Genomic DNA, 20,722 nt, shown 5'->3' on the forward strand with positions numbered 1-20,722 from the left:
CGGTTTTTTACTCGGTACGGGCGGAAAACGTAACTTTGTTGCCCCGGCGGACGGCCTGAACATCGAGGGCTTTCGACAGGGATTGCAACAATTCGTTGGCGTTGGTAGCGGTAAAGGATCCGGATACGGTCCACTGGGCAATTTCCGGTTCCGCAATTTCGACCGTCAGCCCGTAGTTTTCCTTGAGCAGTTTGGCAATCTGGCTGAGGGGCGTTGCGTCAAAGACAAACCGGTGATCTTTCCAGGCGGCATACTGTTCGGGATCGGTTACGTGTCGGCGCTGGAGTTGGTCGCCGTCGACCGTGATCTGATCGCCGGGGAGCAGCGTAAGTTGGTTCGCCGGTTTTCCGGTTGGCCGTTGAATCCGGATTTTGCCCCGGTTCAGGACGATCTGGGTTCGCTGAGCCCGCGAATACACCGTAAATTCAGTCCCCAAAACGACCACATCCAGGCTTTGATCCGTCTTGACCACAAATTGCTGGTCGTTGCGCGTGTGGGTCACCGAAAACTCGGCTTCACCCGTTAAGCGAACTTCCCGGCTGTAATTTCCAAATCCGATGCGCGGAACCCGAAGCGACGAGTTGGCATTCAGGGTAACCCGGCTGCCATCGTCCAGGACCCAGGAACGAATCTCGCCGGGACGGGTGGCGTAGGTCTGGTAGCGGATTTCGGATCGTAACAGCCAGCCCACCAGCAACAGGAGAACGACGGAAGCGGCCCCGTACCACCGTAGACCGGGCGACCAGAATCGGGCTATGGCGGGTTCGGCGGGAAGAATAACCGGTTCATTCTGCGACCGGTTGGCAACAAACCGACGGTATTGCTCAATGGCGGCTGGCACATCGACGGCATATTGGGGGTGCTGGAGCTCCCATTCGACCAGACAGGCGTAGAAAAACTCTTCATTTTCCGGTTTGGTGGCCCATTCATCGATCTGCCGCTTTTGCAGCGCCGACGCGTGCCCACCGAAGTAATCGGAAAGGAGTTCTTTCGTGATTGGGAAATTCATGGTAACATCTTTTTTGAGTGGATAAGTAACCCGACAGAATGTGCGTGTGAGCAGGACGTTATTTGGGTAGAAACAGACCAAACAGGATTGAAATCAACCATTTTTCCTTCAACAGTTGCCGAATGGCCTTGCTGGCGCGGTAAATCTGGACTTCGACGGTTCGCACGGAAATCTGCAATTCACCCGCGATTTCTTTAAACCGCTTGCCTTCAAATTGGTGGAGCAGGTAGATTTTCCGTCGCTGAATGGGGAGGGTGTTCAGGGCTTTTTCCACATCCTGATACAGTTCTTCGTACTGCGTAATCGCGTCGGGCAGCTGCGATTCCTGCCAGTTGGGATGATCGGTTTCTTCCAGGGGCATTTTCCGGCTCAATTCCCAGCGGAGGTAATTATATGCGCGGTTGCGGGCGGTTTTGAAGAGATACGCCCGGTAGGAACTCGTGATTTTCTGAAAAATCTGTTCGGTATAAAACTGGTAGAAAATCTCCGAAACGAGGTCTTCGGCCACCTCGCGCGAGCCAACAAATCGCACTGTGTGGGTGCAAAGGGGCTGAAAATACCGACTATACAGGAGTTCGACTCCGCGCTCGGGCTCCTGCTCCAGGGTTTTCCGGATAAAAAACTCGTCGTCCGATGGCATCGCCCCTGCCGCTTGCGGATCATCCGGATCGGAATGAGGCAGCACAGGCCCGTCAGACTGTTGAAAACTGGTAGAAGCTTGCCCCATATCGGTCAATCGGGAAAAAATGGCTGAACAGTTTCATTTTCGATTCCGATGACAAGACAAGTAAACACCGCCGGATTACTTACAGCCGTATTGAATTATTTCCTGTTTTTTTTGAAATAGGTCAATATACAAGCTGTAATGTACTTAGCAAGCAAAAAAAGGCGTTTGGGGCAAGCGGTTTTTTAAGGCTGAATAACTTTAACGGGCAGGTCTCCGGTCAGATTTTTGAGCAACTCCGCCACGTGAACAACGGTTTTTTCCATTTCTTCTTTCGAGGGCGCATCGACCTCCGGTATTAATCCCAGGCTCATGATAAGCTGGTCGTTTTCTATCGCGATCGAAAACCGGAAATCCGGCAGTTCTACCGTGACTTCATCATCGGAAGGCATTGCCACAGACTGAATGATCCGGTGGCCGGGGTTCAATTCATATTCATCATTCCAGAACTGTCGTACTCGTTGATAAACCTTTTCTGTCGTCGTAATCATCGTAGGAGATTGTCGTTGCCTTGCAATATCTAACACCAGAATGCTAATTTGGTTGCAAATACTGCCGAAAGATGGATGACGAAATCAATACGGTTGTAGCGGCACGAGAATCAATGTTGTAAAAAGCGATTCGGTGGTATGCAAAAACCACATGATCAGCCGTTTATATGAGACACACGATCTCAGTATGAAAACGTATCTACTTCTGACTTTCTGGGCAATCCTGAATTTAGTAGCGGTTTCGGATGTGCTGGCCACGCACGTTCGGGCGGGCGAAATTACGACCCGCCGGGTTTCATCGACGGAGCTTACCTATGAGATTACGCTGACGGTGTATTTTGATGTCAACAGAGGTCCGGGTGGAGGCTACAACGCAGCTCTGAATCAACGCGACGTCAACTTCTGTTTTGGGGTTGGCCAGCAAATGCGCCGGGTACTACGGGTCGATGCCGAAACCCGGAATATCAATGCCAATACCACAATCAATATTTACCGAACAACTTACACCTATCCCGGGCCCGGAACCTACGACATCAGTTGCACCATTACCAACCGGAATGAAGGAACCCGCAACATTCCCAATTCGGTATTAACCAGCTTCAAATTACGAACCACCATCGTCGTCAATGCCGGTTTGGGACTCAACAGCACCCCGGTTTTGCTGAATCCGCCGTTGGATTCGGCCCGCGTCGGCCAGAAGTGGTGCCACAATCCGGCGGCTTTCGATGCCGACGGCGACAGCCTGGCCTACCGGCTTTATACGCCCTCCGGAAAATTGAGCGAAACCGATGATGCGAACTGCAATCTGGGCTTTGTGGCTGGCTATTCCGACCCGACGACGATCGGTTTAAACCGCGTTAACGAAGCCAATACCGGCCCGGCGACGCTGACGGTCAATGCAATCACCGGCGACGTTTGCTGGGATGCGCCCGCTGAAGTGGGCCAATACAACATTGCGTTCATTGTAGAAGAATGGCGCGATGGCGTCAAAATCGGGGAAATCGTTCGGGATGTTCAGATTATTGTCACGCCATCCATCAACAAACGTCCGGAACTGAAGGTGCCGGAGGACATTTGCGTGGAAGCGGGCACGTTGATTCAGCAGACGATTACGGCCACTGATCCCGACGGAAACCGGCTTGAAGTAACCGGTTTTGGCGGGCCATTCAACAAACGGCCGGATAATTCAACGGTTCAACTGGTGGCTCCACCGGCTGCCACGTTGACGCCATCCGGTTTTCAAAACAACCCGGCGACGTCGATATTCCGCTGGCAAACCAATTGTGCCCACGTTCGCGCCGAACCGTACGATGTCATTTTTCGGGTTGTCGATCAGCCACGGGGCGTCGGGCAAACCCAGTTGGCGACCCTCGAATCGTTCAGAATCCGGATTTACGCGCCCAAACCGCAGAACCTGACCGCCCGACCAACCGCCGATCCGGCCGGACGCGCCATTCTTCTCAATTGGGATGCGTATGCCTGCGGTGCTGCAAACTTGCCCGCCGACACCAAAATGGTTATTTACCGGAAAGAAGGCTGTGACGAGATCAACCTCGATCCGTGTACCGATCCCGGTTTGGACCCGTCGACCGGTTATGTAAAAATTGGCGAAAAACCGATTAATGAAACGACGTTTACGGATAACAATGCCAATCAGGGGCTGAAACGCGGTGTTCAGTATAGCTACCGGATTGTGGTCATGCTTCCCCGGCCCAACTACGGCCAGAGCGTTGTTTCCGAACAGGTTTGCGTGAATTTGCCTCAGCAGGTGCCGCTGATCACCCATGTAACGGTCGACAGCACCTACGATACCAAAGGAGTCATCACCGTGCGCTGGACGCGTCCGCCCGGCGTCAAGCCGCAGGACGGAACCGGTCCGTTCCAATACCGCCTGTTCCGGGCAACGGGGCTGGCAGGTACGAATTTTACCCAGATTGCGACCATCAATACCAGCTTGCAGTCCACGGTTGCCGACACGGTTTATACCGATCGCGGACTCAATACCGTCGCCAATGCCTACCGGTATCACATTGAATTTTATTACACTGATCCGGCTTTGGGGCAACTTCAGCAGTTGGATGTAACCGAAAATGCCAGTTCCGTCCGACTGACGGCGACGGGTGGTTTCAGACGGGTTCAGCTCAGTTGGGAAGCCAATGTTCCGTGGAGCAATGACAAGCAGCAACATCGGGTTTATCGCAGCAAAACCGGTCCCAACGGGCCGTTCAATCTGGTTGCTGTTGTTCCGGTCACGACGGCAACTACCTACGTGTATACCGATCAGGGAGCTGATACGTATGCCGCCGATGGCGTTCAGCCCGCAACGATGTCGGTCGATAGTAATTATTGTTACCGGGTCGAAACCGTCGGGCAGTATGCGGCTCCACTGATGACGACGCTGCTCTACAATTTCTCGCAGGGCGTTTGCGCCATGCCGATTGATACCACCAAACCGTGTCCGCCCCAACTGGCGATCGATGCATTGGATTGTGCCAGTCTGACGCCCGAATCGTTCTGTAACCAGACCACGTTTGCCAACAACCTGACGTGGCAAAATCCGGCGACCGGCGACTGCGACCGGAACATTGTCAAATACAACATTTACTACGCGACCTGCGAAGGCCGGGAACCGGTTTTGCTGGCGTCGGTCAATGCAACGACGATGATGTATCGGCACGAAAATCTGACATCATTAGCGGGTTGTTACGAAGTGCGGGCCGTGAGCCGAAGCGGTCAGGAGAGCAGTGCGTCAAACCGGGTGTGCAAGGACAATTGCCCGTTTTTGCAGATGCCGAATGTCTTTACACCCAATGGCGATGGAAAAAACGACGTTTTTCAGCCGATGCGTTGCCCCCGGTTTGTGGAGTCGGCGGAGATAACCATTGTCAATCGTTGGGGCCAGCAAGTCTACCAAAGCAGCGGAGTCGATGTTGCGCTGACGTGGGACGGAAAGAATAACCGGGGTCAGGATTTGCCCGGCGGTTTATACTATTATCAGATCCAGGTGAAATTCAAGCGCCTGAATTGCGACGCACCAGCGGAGATTTACAAAGGCTGGGTGGAAATTCTGCAGGAGTCCGGCGGAAGTAAGTAAACGAAAAACCGCATTCCAAAAAACCAAGCCGTTCGAGGTGAACGGCTTGGTAATCAATGGATTTATTTAATGTGCGCCCGGAGCATCCAGGCAATTTTCTCGTGTTTTTCCATCAAACCGGTGATGTAATCGCTCGTTCCGGCGTCTTTGTGTGCGTCGGCGAATTCATCGATGTTGCCCCGGATAAATTCGATGATGCTTTCGTGGTCGGCCAGCAGTTTCTTGATCAGTGTACGACTATCGTTGCCACCCGCATCGTGTTCTGTTAAGTGCGTGAGTTCCAGAAAACTTTTCAGCGTGGCCGGTGCGTAGTGCCCCAATTGGCGGATGCGTTCCGCGACATCGTCCACAATGCCAGCCGATTGGGTATAGAGCTCCTCAAAATACAGGTGCACCGAATGGAAATCCATGCCTTCGAGGTTCCAGTGGGCATTGAGCGTTTTTGTGTAAAGCACAAATTCATCGGCCAGCAGTTTCGCCAGTTGATGGGCGACGACTTCCCGGTTTTCGGCGGAAATACCAATACTCGTTTTCATGGGCTGTGACTTTTAATTGATTAGCAGATTGATTAAGAGTTACTTACTAGCGGTTTTGGTTAAATCCGTCCGGCCAGATACGCAGCTACTTCGGCCAGCCGGTTTGAAAAACCCCACTCGTTATCGTACCAGGCGGCTACGGACAGGAGATTGCCTTCTTTCGCCGTCAGCGGTAAATCGATAATCGACGAATGTGGATCGGCCACAATCCGCGACGACGCCCACTCCTGCTCCAGCACGTCCAGCACGCCTTTCAGCGGCCCTTCGGAAGCGGCTTTGCGGAACGCGTCGTTCACTTCCTGCACGGTACAGTCTTTTTCGGTAATCAGATTCAACTCGGCAATACTGCCCGTGCGGGTCGGAACACGGTAGGCTTTCCCGGTAATTTTGAGGTCTTTCCAGATGAATTGCAGGGCACGAGCGGCTCCCGACGACGACGGAATGATGTTTTCAGCCGCAGCCCACGAATCCCGCCGGTCTTTCATCGGCTGATCCGTCAGCGATTGCGTATTGGTGTAGGAATGCACAGTTGAGAACAAACCGTATTGAATACCGAAGTTCTCCCGAATCACTTTCACAACGGCGGCCAGGGCGTTGGTCGTGCAGCTTCCCATGCTGACAATATGATGATTTTCAGGATCAAACGTATCGAGGTTGATGCCTTTCAGCAGCACGGCGTCGCAGTCGGCCAGGGATTTACTGGGAGCACTGATGAGCACGTATTTCGCGCCCCGGTCGAGGTGAACCTGCGCTCCGGCGCGGGTGGTGGCCCGGCCCGTACAATCGACGACCAGATCGACGCCCAGCGCCTTCCAGTCCGGCACTTCCTTCGCCGAGTTGATGTATGGAATGGTCCGGTCACCAATGGTCAACTGGCCTTCGCTTCCGGAAACCGGTTCGGGCCAACGGCCGTAATTGGTGTCCACTGCAAACAAAGCCGCCAAAGTTGCTTCGTCGCGAATGTCGGAAATGGAAACAGGAACAAACAGATTGTTGCTCAGGCCAACGCGCAGAAACTGACGCCCGATGCGACCGAATCCATACAATGCAATAGTTGCCATACAGAATAGTGATTAGTTAAAAAATGGGGGATTTTGATGAGTAAGCGGGCGCATCTGGCAGTCGGAAAAACGGCACTACTGAATGCATCAACTTGGCCGGTTACTTCAACTTAATAAGGACGGCAGCCCTTCAAAAAGTTCAGCAAGGCAAAGAAATATACTAACGGGCCATTTTCATCGATTCGAACAAAGCAGATGGTATTTTTTACTGAAAGGAAAAACCGTTTGAACCCTGTTTTTGAGCGATCCATGCGGTTTTTCAACTATTTCCAGAAAAAAAAGGATTAAAATCCCTGAACCGTGGCATTAGTAGATAGATGCCACGGTTTTAGTCAGATAAATCCGGACATTGTTCAACTATTCCTAAACTGACCTTTTTATTGTGCCAATCTATCCGCTCCCTGGTGACTTGTGGTATGCTTTCCGTCAGGGAGATGAAGCGGCTTTTCAGCAGATTTACCGACTTTATGCGCGCGACCTGCTGAATTACGGGTACAAAGTGACCAACGACGTGCCACTCATTGAAGACAGTATCCACGATTTATTTATCGAACTGTGGCAGAGCCGGGCCAACCTGAGCGATACGGATTCGATCCGGTTTTACCTGTTTCGGTCGCTGCGCAACAAGATCAATAAAACCCGAAACCGGGATCTGTTTTTTCAGGCATCGGACATCGACCAAATTCAGATGCCGATCGATGATTTTATCATTGAAAACCAACTCATTGAACACGAGCGGGTTGAACAGGTGCATCGGCAACTTCAGAAAAGTTACGGCTTGCTGACGCCCCGTCAGCAGGAAGCCCTGAACCTGCGGTTTTACCAGCACTTCAGCAACGACGAAATTGCCCGGATCATGGGCGTCAATTACCAGTCTGCCTGCCGATTCATTTACTCCGCATTGAAAACTCTCCGCGAAGCCGTTCGGATTTTATCATTCTGGCCGTTGTGGGTCGGCCTGGAAGGGCTATTTAAGCATATACAACCATGAATTATTATCAATTCAGCACGGAAGACCTGGCGGCTGACGACTACTTCAAGGAGTGGGTCAGCTCGCCCGGTCCTGAAACGGAAGCCTTCTGGACGGCGTTCCTGCGGGACTATCCGGAACGGTATTACCAGGTGGAGGAAGCCCGGCAACTGGTGACCGGTTTACGTGAAATTCAGCACCAGCCCGACCCCACGGGCCAAGTCGACGCTATCTGGAACCGGATCGAACACACGCTCGACGAAAACCGCCCCCTGCCGGTTTCGCCCTGGTGGACCGGATCGCGGTTCTGGAAAGTGGCCGCTGCGGTTTTACTAACGCTGGGCGTGGGCTGGTGGGGTCGGCAGCAACTGACAAAAACCGATTTGACCGGCCCGGAACTGTCGCTGGCCAATAGTGAGTGGATCGAGACACTCAATGAAGCCAGCCAGATCCTGCGGGTGCAACTGGCCGACGGTAGTCAGGTCGAGCTGCAAAAAGGCGGAAGATTGCGTTATCGGAAAGAAATGGCGGGCACCCAGCGGGAAGTTTACCTGACCGGCGAAGCGTTTTTCGATGTGAAGAAGAATCCCAAAAAACCATTCGTGGTTTATGCCAATGGCCTGGTAACGAAAGTGTTGGGAACGAGTTTTCGGATCAAGGCTCCGGCCAATGCACCCACGGTGACGGTCGACGTAAAAACCGGTCGGGTGTCGGTGTATCCCAACCAGCCAAGCCGGATTCTGGATCCCGAATCGAAAGGGATTGTGTTGACGCCCAACCAGAAAGTCGTTTTTCAACGCGATGCGGCCACGCTCGACAAGGTGTTGGTGGAAAGACCCAGCCTGCTGATTTCCAAAAAAGAAATGCAGCGGTTTGTGTTTGAAGATGCTTCCGTCGACCGCGTTTTTACGGCCATCGAAAAGGCCTATGGCATTGATATTATTTTCGACGAGGAAGTGATGCAGTACTGTACGCTTACGATGAGCATCGACAATGAAGACCTTTTTCAGAAACTGGATGTCATCTGCAAGGTGCTGGACGCGCGCTACAAACTCATTGACGCGCAGATTGTCATCTACAGCAAAGGATGTCCGAAACCGATTTAACCGTTCCTAAAACCGCTCCGCTTATGCCGAATCGCTACCATTAGTACCTAAAAAAACATCAGCAGTGCTCGTAACACCACTGATGCCCAATTTCCCCCGATGCTTTGGATTCGCGTCGTCCTTTTCAGGATGTAGGGGGCTGTTTTGTTCGAAAATTCAACAAAAACCTTTAAAGCTAATGAAAAAACCAATACCAATCCAAACCCTGCTTTTACTCATGAAGCTCTCGCTGGTACAGGCATTTCTGGCCATGATTTTTACGGGTGTTTCGCTGGCATTCGATGCCACGGCCCAGGAGATATTGAATAAGCGGGTAAGCTTCCGGTTTGAAAATCAGGGCTTAAGCAAGGTGCTGAAAGAAATCGAGAACCAGACCAACACCCGGTTTGCGTTCCGGCCCCGGGAGATTCCGTTCGACCGCAAAACGACCATCAGTGTCTCCAACGAATCGCTGAGGGCGGTTTTGGATAAGGTGGTGAAACCGCTCCGGCTCCGCTACGAAGTCGTTGGGCGGCAGATCATCATCAGCCCGATTCCTTTGCCGGAAAAACCGGAAACGTCGATTCCGCCAACGGACGAAAACCGGTCGTTTTTCAGCGCCATCGAGCAAACCGTCAGCGGAACCGTGCTGGACGAAGCCGGTCTGGCGCTGCCGGGTGTGAGTGTGGTGGTGAAAGGAACGACCAAGGGAACGTCGACGGACGCCAAAGGTGAGTTTAAACTTTCGGTGCCGGATGCCAGGGCGACGCTGATTTTTTCGTACGTCGGTTTTGTGTCGCAGGAAGTGGACGTCAATAACCAGACGGTTTTCAATATTACCCTGAAAGACGATAGCAAAGCCCTGAGCGAAGTGGTCGTTGTGGGGTACGGTACGCAGAAAAAAGCCGATCTGACCGGAGCCATTGCGACCATTTCGGCGGATAAATTCAAAAACAAAGCCGCCGTTTCGTACGGTGAGGCACTGGTGGGTCAGATGGCGGGCGTGCAGGTACAGCAGATCAATGGGGCTCCCGGCGGTGAAGGGCTGTCGGTGCGGGTGCGCGGAACGGGCTCCATCACGGCGGGCAATACCCCTCTTTATGTGATTGACGGATATCCGATCGAAGGAAGTGCGTTTTCACTGGTAAACCCGTCCGACATTGAAAGTATTCAGGTGTTGAAAGATGCCTCTTCCACCGCGATTTACGGGTCGCGGGGTTCCAACGGCGTTATTATTGTGACCACAAAAAAAGGGAGCATCGGTGCTCCAACCATCTCTTACAACGCATTTTACGGGATTCAGCAGGTGGCCAGAAAAATGGACGTGATGAACACCCGGGAGTATATCGAATTTTTTAAGGACGGCCACAATCAGGCCTGGCTGGATCGGGCACCGATGCCCGGCGATGCCCCGCACACCATCAATGATCCCAACTCAATGCGGGAAAAATATACCAATTCCGGCTTTTACGTCATTCCCGAAAGCTTTAATGACCCGAGCAAGTTTGCGGATATCAACTGGCAGGATAAAATTTTTCGGATCGCCCAGACGCAGCGGCACGAGCTTTCCATAACCGGGGGCGTTGAAAAAACCCGGTATGCGATTTCCGCAGGGTATACGAATCAGGACGGTATTCAGATCAAAACCGACTTCAAACGGTACAATCTGCGGGCAAACGTTACGTCGAACATCAGCAAAAAGCTGGAAATCGGCACGACGATCAGCGCGTATTATTCGGAGAACAACAACGTCGATGACGGAAAAGACAGCCCGCTGGCCTATGCGGTTTACCTGCCCCCGATTTATCCGCTCCGAAACGCCGATGGCACCTACGGTTCGCAGGTTCGGAATCCGGAAATCTGGGCGGGTGACGTTGCCAACCCGGTCGGGATTGCCGAAAACATAACCAATTTTACGACTAGAAACGGACTGATTGCCTCGGTCTACGGGCAGTATGAAATCATTGAAGGCCTGAAATACCGGATCAGCCTGAACGGTTCGCTGGAAAACAAACGGTTGAAATACTACCGGCCTTCGTTTGTAGATACCGACGGTTCGCGCGCTCCCAAAACCGCTGACGCCCGCAATGAAACCTGGCTGGATCGCAACTGGCTGATCGAACACACCTTGAACTACAACAAAACGCTGTTCAACAAGCACGCCATTGGGCTGTTAGCCGGGTATACGGCTCAGAAGACCTTCGGCGAATACACGCAGGTGATGGCCCAGAATTTTCCCAACGACGTGATCCGGACCCTGAATGCCGGGCAAATTGTGGGCGGAACGAACACAGAATTTCGCAATTCATTGATTTCGTATTTAGGCCGGTTTACCTACGCGTACGATGAAAAGTATTTGCTGACGGCCAGCATCCGGACCGACGGTTCGTCCAAGTTTGGGGCCAACAACAAATGGGGCACATTTCCGTCGCTTTCCGTCGGCTGGCGGGTGAGCAGCGAGCCGTTCATGCAGGACATCCGGCAAGTTACGGATCTGAAACTGCGGGCGAGCTGGGGTCTGGTCGGCAATAACCGCATCGGAAATTACGACGCCATTGCCCGCACCAGTTCCAATTATTACATCCTGAACAACAGCCTGGTTAATTCCGTCAATCCGATCAATTACCCGAACCCCGATCTGGGCTGGGAGAAAACCCGGCAGTGGAACCTCGGTTTTGACCTGGGCTTATTAAACGGACGGATTCAGGTGGAAGCGGATTTCTACAACAGCCGGTCGGTCGATCTGCTGCTAAACGTGCCGGTTCCGACGCTGACCGGTTATGCCACGCAGCTTCAAAACATCGGGCAGGTGGAAAACAAAGGCATGGAATACCTGGTGAGAACCCGCAATCTGATCGGCAAGCTGAAATGGTCGACGGATTTCAACATTTCGTTCAACCGAAATAAAGTGCTGGCGCTGGGGCCGGATCGTTTGCCGATTTATGCGGGGGCGCCCAACGCGAATAACACGTTTATTACGACGATTGGTCAGCCCATTGCCACGTTCTACGGCTACCAGTACGACGGCGTCTTCAAAAACCAGTCGGAACTCGATGCGGCTCCCCATTTGGCGAATGACCACCCCGGCGATCCGCGCTACGTCGACATCAACAAAGACGGCGTGATCAGTGCGGCCGACAAAACCTATCTGGGCAACAACCAGCCGAAGTTTATGTACGGTTTCAGCAACGATTTTTCGTATAACCGCTTCGACCTGAATGTGCAGTTAACCGGGTCGCAGGGCGCCAAACTGTTTAGTTTCTTCAACCGGATGGTCGGTATTTACCACGGCGACCGGAACGGACGAACCAAGTTGATCGATCGCTGGCGTTCGGAAAGCGATCCGGGATCGGGCGACATTCTGCGGGCCAACCGAGATCCAAAAGGCTTGCAAAAAGAGCCTTCCAGCTACTGGGTGGAAGACGGCTCGTTCCTGCGCATCCGGAATGTTTCGCTGGGCTACAATTTCGCACCTGCCCTCACCCAGCGCCTGCATGTCAAGGGCTTACGGGTTTACGTGACGGGGCAAAACCTGTACACCTTCACAAAATATCCGGGCTTCGATCCGGAAACGAGCAGCCAGGGCGACGGGTTGTCGCGGGGCGGTGATTACCTGGGCTACCCGGCCGCCCGCACCATCATCGCGGGTCTTAATGTAAGTTTTTAATTACCTGATCGTCAAACTTCTGGAACATGAAACGAATTCTCATACTCGTCCTGCTCATTGCGGTTTCTTTCTCCTGCAAGGAGGAATTTATCGATCTCCAGCCCATTTCGGACATGAACGCGGGCGTATTTTATAAAACCGAACAGGATATGAACCAGGCGGTGATGTCGCCCTATTCATCCCTGCGGAATGTCTACAACCAGCTTTTTATCTACATGGGTGAGGTTCGTTCCGACAATACCACGTTTTCCTGGGTGCCGGGCGATTCCAAAAACATGACCTCCATTGACAATTTCGGCGATGTGATGTTGTCTGACAATACGTTTGTGCTGAATTTCTGGAACAACGTCTACAACACCATTTTGCGGTGCAATATTGTGCTGGATAAGATCGACGCCGTGCCGTTCAAAGACCCAAAACTAAAGGAACAGTATAAAGCGGAGGCTAAATTCATCCGGGCGCTGATGTATTTCTGGCTGGTTCGCGTCTACGGCGATGTGCCGAAAGTCGACAAGCAGTTGTCCGTTTCGGAAGCCTATGCCGTCGGGCGCACGTCGACGCAGGAAATCTATGACTTTATTGTCGAAGATTTGAAGTTCGCTGAAGCCAATTTACCGGTTTCGTACGCAGCGGTGGATAAAGGACGTGTCACCGTGGGCGGAGCGAAAGGGCTGCTGGCGAAAGTGTACATGACGATGGCCGGTTTTCCGCTGAAAAAAGGCGCATCGCATTACGCCCTGGCGGAAGCTAAAGCCCTGGAAGTGATCAGCATCCCGGCCTATTCGCTGGTGCCGGATTACAAGGCGTTGTTCGATGTGAAGAATGAAAACACGGCCGAATCCCTGTTTGAGATTCAATACAAAAAAGGCGGAACCACCACGGGCAGCCCCTGGAACAATGATTTTGCGCCCCGGTTTTCGAACAAAGAAGTGGTTTTGATCGGCGACAAGAGTGGTTTTAATGCCCCTACGCCGTCGATGTCGGCAGCTTACGAAACCGGCGATCCGCGGAAAACTATATCCATGAGTGATAATTACGTGGCCGTACCGGGCGGCAACACGGTGAACGAGAAATACGTCCGGAAATATTACGACGTCTCATTTGCGGGTTCCGACAACGACAATAACTGGATCGAACTCCGGCTGGCAGATGTGTATCTGCTCTACGCCGAAGCGCTCGTTCGGCAGGGCAAGCAGCCCGAAACCGCCTTGCTGTACCTCAATAAAATTCGTCAGCGCGCCCGCAATAGCACTGGCGGTTCGGCAAGTATACTGGCTGATTACCCGCCTTTTACCTCTAATGAAGCGTTCTTGCTGGCCATCGAAAAAGAGCGCCGGGTGGAGCTGGCTTTTGAAAATCACCGGTGGTTCGATCTGGTCCGAACGGAGCGGGCCAAAGCCGTGATGTCGCAGGAGCAAAAAGAACAGAACGGTTTTAACCCGGCGACCTGGAGCGACAACATGCTATTGTTTCCGATTCCGTTATCGGTTATTCAATCGAATCCGGACAAAATCAAACAAAACCCAGGCTATTGACACCATGAACATACAGACGTTGCGATTGCTTTTGGGATGCCTGCTGGTTGGGTTATTGCCGCCAACGGCCGGTTTTTCCCAGAAAGCCAATACCTTAACGCCCAAAGAAAAAAAAGAAGGCTGGGTTCTGTTGTTCGATGGCACCAGTTTGGCGGGTTGGAAAACGCCGTCCGGAAAACCAGTTCCGGCGGGTTGGGAAGTGAAGGACGGTACGCTGACGGCTCGTAAAGGGGGCAAAGGCGGAGATATTATCAGCGAAAACCAGTATTCGGATTTTGATCTGATGTTCGATTATACTATCGAACCGACCGGCAACAGTGGCGTCAAGTATTTTTACACGAAATACGAAACCGGTGGCAATCTGGGTATGGAATATCAATTGCTGGATGATCAATTAGCGGAAGACAATAAGAAGGAGAATCACCTGACAGGTTCCTTTTACGATGTACTGCCGCCGAATGCCGCTCTGAAGAAACAAAACGCACCCGGTCAGTGGAATACCGTACGGATTGTGTCGAAAGGAATGAAGGTGGAACACTGGCTGAACGGGATTAAAATTCTGGAATTTACGCGGGGAAGTCAGGCCTTTACCGACGCCGTTGCCCTGAGCAAATTTAACAAAGCTGTTCCGGCTTTCGGGACTGTTGCGAAAGGCCACATTCTGTTGCAGGAACACGGTGCGGAAGTTTCGTTTAAAAATGTCAAAATCAACGTATTATAAGCCCTTTTCATGGAAAAAAGACGTGAGTTTATCAAGAAAATAGCTGCCGGTTCGGCCACGCTGGCCGTTGGCGGAACAGCCTTTGGATTTAGCCCGAAAAGCTATAACCGCATTATTGGCGCAAACGAACTGGTTCGGGTGGCTACGATTGGGGTCAATAGTCGCGGAAACAGCATGGGCGGCACGTTTGCCGGGCAGAAAAATGCTGAAGTGGGTACAGTTTGCGACGTGGATGAGCGCGCCATTCCGAAAGCCATCGCCACGATCAAGAAGGTAAAAGCAAGCGCAAGTCCGAAATCTGAAAAAGATTGCCGGAAAGTGCTGGAAGATAAATCGATCGACGCGATCTACATCGCGACGCCCGACCACTGGCATGCGCCACTGACGATCATGGGTTGCCAGGCGGGCAAACACGTGTACGTTGAAAAACCGCTCAGTCATAATCCCCACGAAGGCGAGTTGGCCATTGCAGCCGCCCGCAAATACAACAAGGTCGTTCAGATGGGGGCACAGCGTCGTTCGGCTCCGGTTTTGACGGAAGGGATTCAGCAGTTACACAAGGGAATTATCGGACGCGTCTATCTGGCGAAAGCCTGGTATACGAACAAACGGAAATCAACGGTTTTGAAACCGGGAACGGTGCCGTCCTGGCTCGATTATGAGTTGTGGCAGGGCCCGGCTCCGAGGAAGCCTTACAAGGACGGATTGATCCATTACGACTGGCACTGGTTCTGGCATTGGGGAACCGGCGAAGCCCTGAACAACGGAACCCACGAAGTCGATGTGGCCCGGTGGGGATTGAACGTCGACTTCCCGACCCGCGTCACTTCCGTAGGTGGTCGGTACGAATTTAAGGACGATTGGGAAACTCCCGACACGCAGGTAATCACGATGGATTACCCCGGTCGCGTGTCGCTGATGTGGGAGTCCCGGAGTTCGAACGGCCGGAAAATTGAAGGGCTGGATCGGGGCATTATTTTTTACGGGGAAAACGGCAGTCTGGATACCGGCGGAGACAGCTACAAAGTGTATGACCTGGATGGCAAGCTGGTGAAGGACATCAAGTCCGTTTCCGATGGCGAAAGTGATGTGCAGGGCCGCAACACTGCCAGCCCCAGTTTAGGCATGGATAACCTGCACGTTGCGGACTTTCTGGATGCCATCAAAACCAACCGCCGACCGAACTGCGATGTCGAACTCGGTTACAAAAGTGTGGTGGCAATGCAGTTGGGAAACATCGCCTGGCGGGTGGGCCGGGATCTGAAAATCGATCCTAAAAACGGGCATATCATCGGCGACAAGGAGGCCCAGAAATTGTGGAGCCGCGATTACGAAAAAGGCTGGGAGCCGAAAGTATAAGCGTTTTTTTCAATCATTTAGGTACAGTCCTGACCAAGCCGGTTCTGTTGACGACTCCGGCTTAGTCAGGACTTTTTTTGGAGAAAACCGCTTAATTTTACTTGTATGCACACCTAACAGTGTTAAATTTATTTACTGCCTGGATAAGCATAAGAGACAGTAGAGCTTCTTATCGAGGATCTTATCAGAAATACGGATTATATTGAGTTTTCGAAATGCAATCCTAATTTTCAAAATCTAACGGTGTTAACTGATAATCAGATAGTTACCGATTGAATAAATTAGTATACTTAAGAATTAATTGGATTCGATGAAACTATCTTTTATCGGTGCCGGGAACCTGGCCTGGCATTTGGCGATGGCGTTTGAAAATGCCGGAAACTTCATTTGTGAAGTCTACAGTCGGGATGAAAAAAACGCCCGGCGACTCGTTTCGATGTTGTACGATGCCCGGATAAATCCCGATCTGAATTTTGCCGAAAGTGAATCGGAACTGTTCGTGCTGGCCATTCCCGACGATGCGATTGAAGACGTAGCTGCCCAGTTGGTGTTGCCCGAAAACGCGCTGGTGGTTCATACGTCCGGCAGCAAATCACTCGACATTCTTCGAAGGTTGATGGACATTTACAGCGATGTACCGGTTCGGACGGGGGTTTTCTATCCGCTTCAGACATTTAGCAAAGGCACCACTGCGCTCCATTTTGAAGCAATTCCTCTGTGCATCGAAGCCAGTGATCAAGAGACCGAAACGCAGCTGGTTGCGTTGGGACAGGAACTGAGTAAGATCGTTTACCTGGTCAATTCGCACGAGCGAAAAGTCCTGCATGTTGCTGCGGTTTTCGCCTGTAATTTTACGAATTATCTCCTCGGAATTGCCAAAGATCTGACCGATACCGAAAACCTGGAGTTCGATTTACTGAAACCGCTCATCGAAGTAACGTTCCAGAAAGCGCTCGATGCCCGGCATCCGGCGCTGGTGCAAACCGGCCCGGCCCGACGCGGTGATGTGAACACCTTAAGCCTGCATCTGGCCTATTTATCAGACAAGCCGTCCTTGTTGCAACTGTACAGAATGCTGTCGGATGGGATACAGCAACGGAGCTAAAACCGCTCAGCCAATCGGGCGATTCGGGCGCATTGCCACCCGGTTTTTCGTTTCCAGAACCGCATTCTGTTCCAGCGCGTGCCAGGTTTGGTATAAGCTTTTGATCAACTGGTAACACCCTTTTTCGGGCGTTGCTTTGCTGCTCAAAACCGGGTGTCCCTTGCGGTCGAGTACACCGAACCATTCCTTATTGACTTTATCGGGAAAATGTTGCCACGTATATTCGTGCACTTTCCGAAACCATTTCAGGCAATCGTTCTGGCGGGTGTGCATATAACCCCGCGAAAAAACCGCCAGGGCTTCAGCATGAACCCACCCCGGTTTCCGATCCCATTCGCTGTAAATACTGGGTCGTTCTTTTAAATCGGCGTACTGAAAAAAACCGCCCGACGGTTCATCCCAGCTAATCTCGGCCAGGTGAAGCGCCATTTGAACCGCTTGCTGGGCCAGTCGGCGGTTGCCGGTCAGTTCGGCGGCTTCGAGCAGGTAATTGGCGGTTTCGAAAACGTAGCCGCCGTGCAAACGTCGTCCGGGGGCACTGTCGCAGAACGAACCACCGGGCAAAACATGTTCCCGTAAAACCGTTATGCGTTTGTCGAAAAACTCATTCTGGATTTCGCTCAAAACCGCTTCGTAAGCCTGTTTGTAAAATTCCGGTTCCAGCAAGGTTCGGGTTTCCAGCAAGGCTTTCAACAACAACATCGGTTCGCTGAGGTGCTTCAACTGCCGGAATCCGCCCAGCTCGGTTTCCCATTGCTCCCGCTGTTGCTGGCGATGAACCGTAATGTTGAGGACGGTTTTTCGGGCAACGTCCGCCAGGGTTGCTTCTTTGGTCGCTGAATATAATTGGGCAAAAGCCATGGCTGCCGCGCAATCCGGTTCGATGGTGCTGGCCGGAGCTACGGCTCTCCCCCGCCGGTCTACGACGCCCAGCCAGCGGTTTTCACGCTGTCCGAATTTTAGCAAAAAAGCCGCACCGTGTTGCGCCAGTTCAAGCCACAACGGAATGGCATCGACCTGGTTGTATAAGAACGAAAAGGCCCAAACCTGCTGCGCCTGCAATTTGATGAATTTATCGGTATCGAAAACGTCTCCCTGATCCGTCAGCGCGTTGAAATAACCACCACAAACCGTATCGCGGCTGTGTTGGGTCCAAAAAGGAATGATGGTTCGGAAAAGGCTTTCCTGGTATTCGGCAGCCAGTTTACTAAAATCCATTGACGTGGGCAGCATGCATTGACGGGCACTAAAACTAGGGGAAAATTAGGCGAAACGGAAATTTAACCTTTATTTTAGCAAAATCAGCAGGCATGGCATGAGCACTTTACAGGAGCGATTTAAACAAATAACCACCTTCATTTTCGACGTCGACGGGGTCATGACGGACGGGAGCGTGAACGCACTTGAGTCGGGCGAACAATTCCGGACGTTCAACATTCGGGACGGTTACGCCATCGAGCGGGCGGTCAATGCGGGCTATCGGGTGGCGGTTTTGTCGGCGGGAAGTCAGGTGGGCGTTCGGAAGCGGCTGGAGTTTTTGAAAATCAAGGATATTTTCATGGGCGGCCCCACGGAGCAGAAAATCTACGCTTATCTGGGCTACCTGAACCGCGACAAAATCAACGAATCGGAAGTCTTGTACATGGGCGACGACATTCCGGATCTTCAGGTTCTTTCCCGTCCGAATTTATTCAGCACCTGCCCGGCCGATGCGGCTGATGAAATACAGGCCGTTTGCGATTACATTTCGCCCGTTGCGGGGGGCCGCGGGGCGGTTCGGGACGTCATCGAGCAGGTGATGAAAGCGCAGGGCAAATGGCTGGCGTGGTTAACGAACGATGAACCTTTCAAACTGGAAAATGAGCGGTAAGGTTACCAGTTTCCGACCAGTTCGTTAAACTCTTCCAGTAAAAACAACGTCCGTTTGCCCGGTTTTCCGTCGCCAATCGTCAGCTCGCCAATCTGAACAATGGGCAATACTTTTTTGGTCGAACTGGTTGTAAACGCTTCGTCGGCGTCGTAAAGTTCGGAGAGCAAAACCGGTCGTTCTTCCACCTGAAAATCGTTCTGGGCCAGGTGCATTACCGTTCGGCGGGTAATGCCGTGCAGAATGTGCCGGTTGGGTGTAATCAATCGGTCGCCCTTGAAGATGAAGAAGTTACTGCGGCTCAGCTCGCTGATTTCGCCGTTTTTCTGGTACAAAACATCCGACGCCCGCGCCGACCGAATGGCCTGCGCCAGCAGAATGACCCGTTTGTAGTCGGTACTTTTCACTTCGGCCATCTCACGGACGTAATCGTCTAGAATCACCTTGATGCCTTCTTCAAACTGCGTGTGCGGTGTCGGGTGAATCTCTTCCGTGATCATCACCAGGTTCGGATTGACCACGCTGATGCTGTCGGGACTGTAGCCACCTGTCATCACGAAGCGTATAGCAACATCCGGCAGACTGCTTTTTCCGATCAATTCCATCACGACGCCGTACGCTTCCTCTTTCTGGATCGGCAACGGCAGGTGCATTTTGGCCGCCGAATTGGCAAACCGCTCCCAATACCAGTCCCACTGGAACGGTCGGCCGTTGTACGTCCGGAAATAATCGAATAGTCCGAAACCGCGCAGCAGCCCGAGGTCGGTTATGCCGAACGCAATCTGCTCGACGGGGAGAATGGAGCCGTTGAAATAACCGTAGTAGGCCATAATGATGCCTAATTAGTTTATATTTACAAAAAACAAAGATAGAAGGAATGTCCGTATCAACCCGGCCAAAAGCCCAAAATCCATCCTCAGGACGTAAAATACCGCCTTCATTGAAATATGAGGAAATAGATGGTGTGCCTTATTATTACAAAGGCTACCGGGCGGTTTTGTCGCAAAAAAAAACAGTAGAAGAAATTATGGGAGCTAGTGCGTTGCAATCGGCTATTGTGTCGTTGCTGATTCATATTTTGTATAAATACCTGCCTTTTGACGATTACCTGATTGCAACTAATGAGCCGGGGCTTCATTTAAAAACCGGCAGTAATTTATCAAATGACATTGCCATATTCGCTCAAAATAAATTGCCGGTTCCATTGGATGAAAAATACTTTTCAGTGCCACCGGAAGTAGTGGTGGAAGTAGATGTAAAAATCGAATTACCTACCGATATAAGTGAAACCGAATACATTTATCAAAAGACTGAAAAGATGTTGGCCTTCGGTGTTCAGAAAGTCATTTGGATACTAACAAAAACTCAGAAAACATTGATTGCCGAGCAGGGTAAACGATGGGTTATTACGGATTGGGATGACGCAGTTGAGGTATTGTCGGGTTGTAGTTTTGAATTAGGGCCGTTGTTGCGGTCGAAGAAAGTAATTGAGTAAAGT

17 protein-coding genes are annotated in these 20,722 nt (G+C 51.9%); 10 read left to right on the top strand and 7 right to left on the bottom strand.

Features of this window, described 5'->3' with window-relative positions; all coding sequences use genetic code 11:
- Positions 1 to 7: 7 nt before the first annotated feature.
- The 3 genes from EHT25_RS09125 to EHT25_RS09135 all read right to left on the bottom strand — a co-directional run bounded on the left by EHT25_RS09125 (position 8) and on the right by EHT25_RS09135 (position 2,224).
- A complete protein-coding gene (locus EHT25_RS09125) occupies positions 8 to 1,009 on the bottom strand; it encodes a FecR family protein (protein ID WP_124873665.1) in 1,002 nt (333 codons plus the stop codon).
- A 58-nt stretch (positions 1,010 to 1,067) separates the two neighbouring features.
- Entirely contained in the window at positions 1,068 to 1,736 is a 669-nt protein-coding gene (locus EHT25_RS09130; protein ID WP_124873667.1) for an RNA polymerase sigma factor, read from the bottom strand.
- Between the two features lie 182 nt (positions 1,737 to 1,918).
- Positions 1,919 to 2,224 carry a hypothetical protein gene (locus tag EHT25_RS09135; RefSeq protein ID WP_124873669.1) on the bottom strand — a complete coding sequence of 102 codons (306 nt, stop codon included), beginning with the start codon at positions 2,222 to 2,224 and terminating at the stop codon, positions 1,919 to 1,921.
- 187 nt (positions 2,225 to 2,411) lie between these two features.
- On the opposite strand from EHT25_RS09135, the gene EHT25_RS09140 reads away from it, so the two are divergent.
- Positions 2,412 to 5,318, top strand: a complete 2,907-nt coding sequence (locus EHT25_RS09140) for a T9SS type B sorting domain-containing protein (protein WP_124873671.1) — start codon at positions 2,412 to 2,414, stop codon at positions 5,316 to 5,318.
- Between the two features lie 62 nt (positions 5,319 to 5,380).
- On the opposite strand, the gene EHT25_RS09145 is transcribed toward EHT25_RS09140, so the two are convergent.
- Both EHT25_RS09145 and EHT25_RS09150 read right to left on the bottom strand, forming a co-directional pair.
- Positions 5,381 to 5,854, bottom strand: coding sequence for a Dps family protein (locus EHT25_RS09145; RefSeq protein ID WP_124873673.1), 474 nt, complete (start codon positions 5,852 to 5,854; stop codon positions 5,381 to 5,383).
- A 59-nt stretch (positions 5,855 to 5,913) separates the two neighbouring features.
- Positions 5,914 to 6,915 carry a type I glyceraldehyde-3-phosphate dehydrogenase gene (locus EHT25_RS09150; RefSeq protein WP_124873675.1) on the bottom strand — a complete coding sequence of 334 codons (1,002 nt, stop codon included), beginning with the start codon at positions 6,913 to 6,915 and terminating at the stop codon, positions 5,914 to 5,916.
- A gap of 382 nt (positions 6,916 to 7,297) precedes the next feature.
- Between EHT25_RS09150 and EHT25_RS09155 the strand changes: the two genes are divergently transcribed.
- From EHT25_RS09155 to EHT25_RS09185, 7 genes are all read left to right on the top strand, one after another.
- A complete protein-coding gene (locus tag EHT25_RS09155) occupies positions 7,298 to 7,906 on the top strand; it encodes an RNA polymerase sigma factor (protein ID WP_229311486.1) in 609 nt (202 codons plus the stop codon).
- On the top strand, positions 7,903 to 8,991 hold the full coding sequence (locus tag EHT25_RS09160; RefSeq protein ID WP_124873679.1) for a FecR family protein: 1,089 nt from the start codon (positions 7,903 to 7,905) through the stop codon (positions 8,989 to 8,991). Before EHT25_RS09155 ends, EHT25_RS09160 begins: the two co-directional genes overlap by 4 nt.
- 178 nt (positions 8,992 to 9,169) lie before the next feature.
- Entirely contained in the window at positions 9,170 to 12,637 is a 3,468-nt protein-coding gene (locus EHT25_RS09165; RefSeq protein WP_124873681.1) for a TonB-dependent receptor, read from the top strand.
- Positions 12,638 to 12,663: 26 nt separating this feature from the next.
- Positions 12,664 to 14,172 carry a RagB/SusD family nutrient uptake outer membrane protein gene (locus EHT25_RS09170; protein ID WP_124873683.1) on the top strand — a complete coding sequence of 503 codons (1,509 nt, stop codon included), beginning with the start codon at positions 12,664 to 12,666 and terminating at the stop codon, positions 14,170 to 14,172.
- Positions 14,173 to 14,176: 4 nt separating this feature from the next.
- On the top strand, positions 14,177 to 14,893 hold the full coding sequence (locus tag EHT25_RS09175; RefSeq protein WP_124873685.1) for a 3-keto-disaccharide hydrolase: 717 nt from the start codon (positions 14,177 to 14,179) through the stop codon (positions 14,891 to 14,893).
- 9 nt (positions 14,894 to 14,902) lie between these two features.
- Positions 14,903 to 16,252 carry a Gfo/Idh/MocA family protein gene (locus EHT25_RS09180; protein WP_124873687.1) on the top strand — a complete coding sequence of 450 codons (1,350 nt, stop codon included), beginning with the start codon at positions 14,903 to 14,905 and terminating at the stop codon, positions 16,250 to 16,252.
- Between the two features lie 310 nt (positions 16,253 to 16,562).
- The gene (locus tag EHT25_RS09185) at positions 16,563 to 17,357 is read left to right on the top strand and encodes a Rossmann-like and DUF2520 domain-containing protein (protein WP_124873689.1); all 795 of its coding nucleotides are present in this window, start codon (positions 16,563 to 16,565) and stop codon (positions 17,355 to 17,357) included.
- Between the two features lie 6 nt (positions 17,358 to 17,363).
- On the opposite strand, the gene EHT25_RS09190 is transcribed toward EHT25_RS09185, so the two are convergent.
- Entirely contained in the window at positions 17,364 to 18,590 is a 1,227-nt protein-coding gene (locus EHT25_RS09190; RefSeq protein ID WP_124873691.1) for an AGE family epimerase/isomerase, read from the bottom strand.
- A gap of 82 nt (positions 18,591 to 18,672) precedes the next feature.
- Between EHT25_RS09190 and EHT25_RS09195 the strand changes: the two genes are divergently transcribed.
- On the top strand, positions 18,673 to 19,227 hold the full coding sequence (locus tag EHT25_RS09195) for a KdsC family phosphatase (protein WP_124873693.1): 555 nt from the start codon (positions 18,673 to 18,675) through the stop codon (positions 19,225 to 19,227).
- A 2-nt stretch (positions 19,228 to 19,229) separates the two neighbouring features.
- Here the strand turns inward: EHT25_RS09195 and EHT25_RS09200 are convergent, their stop codons facing one another.
- Positions 19,230 to 20,054, bottom strand: a complete 825-nt coding sequence (locus tag EHT25_RS09200) for an aminotransferase class IV (protein ID WP_124873695.1) — start codon at positions 20,052 to 20,054, stop codon at positions 19,230 to 19,232.
- Positions 20,055 to 20,101: 47 nt separating this feature from the next.
- Between EHT25_RS09200 and EHT25_RS09205 the strand changes: the two genes are divergently transcribed.
- On the top strand, positions 20,102 to 20,719 hold the full coding sequence (locus tag EHT25_RS09205; RefSeq protein ID WP_124873697.1) for a Uma2 family endonuclease: 618 nt from the start codon (positions 20,102 to 20,104) through the stop codon (positions 20,717 to 20,719).
- The last annotated feature ends 3 nt before the right edge of the window (positions 20,720 to 20,722 follow it).

Source organism: Larkinella rosea (assembly GCF_003858635.1).
Classification (GTDB): Bacteria; Bacteroidota; Bacteroidia; order Cytophagales; family Spirosomataceae; genus Larkinella; species Larkinella rosea.

Excerpts from the sequence above, each read along its gene's own strand:
- EHT25_RS09145 (WP_124873673.1), bottom strand. The coding sequence starts at position 5,854 with ATGAAAACGAGTATTGGTATTTCCGCCGAAAACCGGGAAGTCGTCGCC.
- EHT25_RS09175 (WP_124873685.1), top strand. The coding sequence starts at position 14,177 with ATGAACATACAGACGTTGCGATTGCTTTTGGGATGCCTGCTGGTTGGG.
- EHT25_RS09200 (WP_124873695.1), bottom strand. The coding sequence starts at position 20,054 with ATGGCCTACTACGGTTATTTCAACGGCTCCATTCTCCCCGTCGAGCAG.
- EHT25_RS09205 (WP_124873697.1), top strand. The coding sequence starts at position 20,102 with ATGTCCGTATCAACCCGGCCAAAAGCCCAAAATCCATCCTCAGGACGT.
- EHT25_RS09125 (WP_124873665.1), bottom strand. The coding sequence starts at position 1,009 with ATGAATTTCCCAATCACGAAAGAACTCCTTTCCGATTACTTCGGTGGG.
- EHT25_RS09160 (WP_124873679.1), top strand. The coding sequence starts at position 7,903 with ATGAATTATTATCAATTCAGCACGGAAGACCTGGCGGCTGACGACTAC.
- EHT25_RS09180 (WP_124873687.1), top strand. The coding sequence starts at position 14,903 with ATGGAAAAAAGACGTGAGTTTATCAAGAAAATAGCTGCCGGTTCGGCC.
- EHT25_RS09190 (WP_124873691.1), bottom strand. The coding sequence starts at position 18,590 with ATGCTGCCCACGTCAATGGATTTTAGTAAACTGGCTGCCGAATACCAG.
- EHT25_RS09150 (WP_124873675.1), bottom strand. The coding sequence starts at position 6,915 with ATGGCAACTATTGCATTGTATGGATTCGGTCGCATCGGGCGTCAGTTT.
- EHT25_RS09185 (WP_124873689.1), top strand. The coding sequence starts at position 16,563 with ATGAAACTATCTTTTATCGGTGCCGGGAACCTGGCCTGGCATTTGGCG.
- EHT25_RS09130 (WP_124873667.1), bottom strand. The coding sequence starts at position 1,736 with ATGGGGCAAGCTTCTACCAGTTTTCAACAGTCTGACGGGCCTGTGCTG.
- EHT25_RS09195 (WP_124873693.1), top strand. The coding sequence starts at position 18,673 with ATGAGCACTTTACAGGAGCGATTTAAACAAATAACCACCTTCATTTTC.
- EHT25_RS09170 (WP_124873683.1), top strand. The coding sequence starts at position 12,664 with ATGAAACGAATTCTCATACTCGTCCTGCTCATTGCGGTTTCTTTCTCC.
- EHT25_RS09140 (WP_124873671.1), top strand. The coding sequence starts at position 2,412 with ATGAAAACGTATCTACTTCTGACTTTCTGGGCAATCCTGAATTTAGTA.
- EHT25_RS09165 (WP_124873681.1), top strand. The coding sequence starts at position 9,170 with ATGAAAAAACCAATACCAATCCAAACCCTGCTTTTACTCATGAAGCTC.
- EHT25_RS09135 (WP_124873669.1), bottom strand. The coding sequence starts at position 2,224 with ATGATTACGACGACAGAAAAGGTTTATCAACGAGTACGACAGTTCTGG.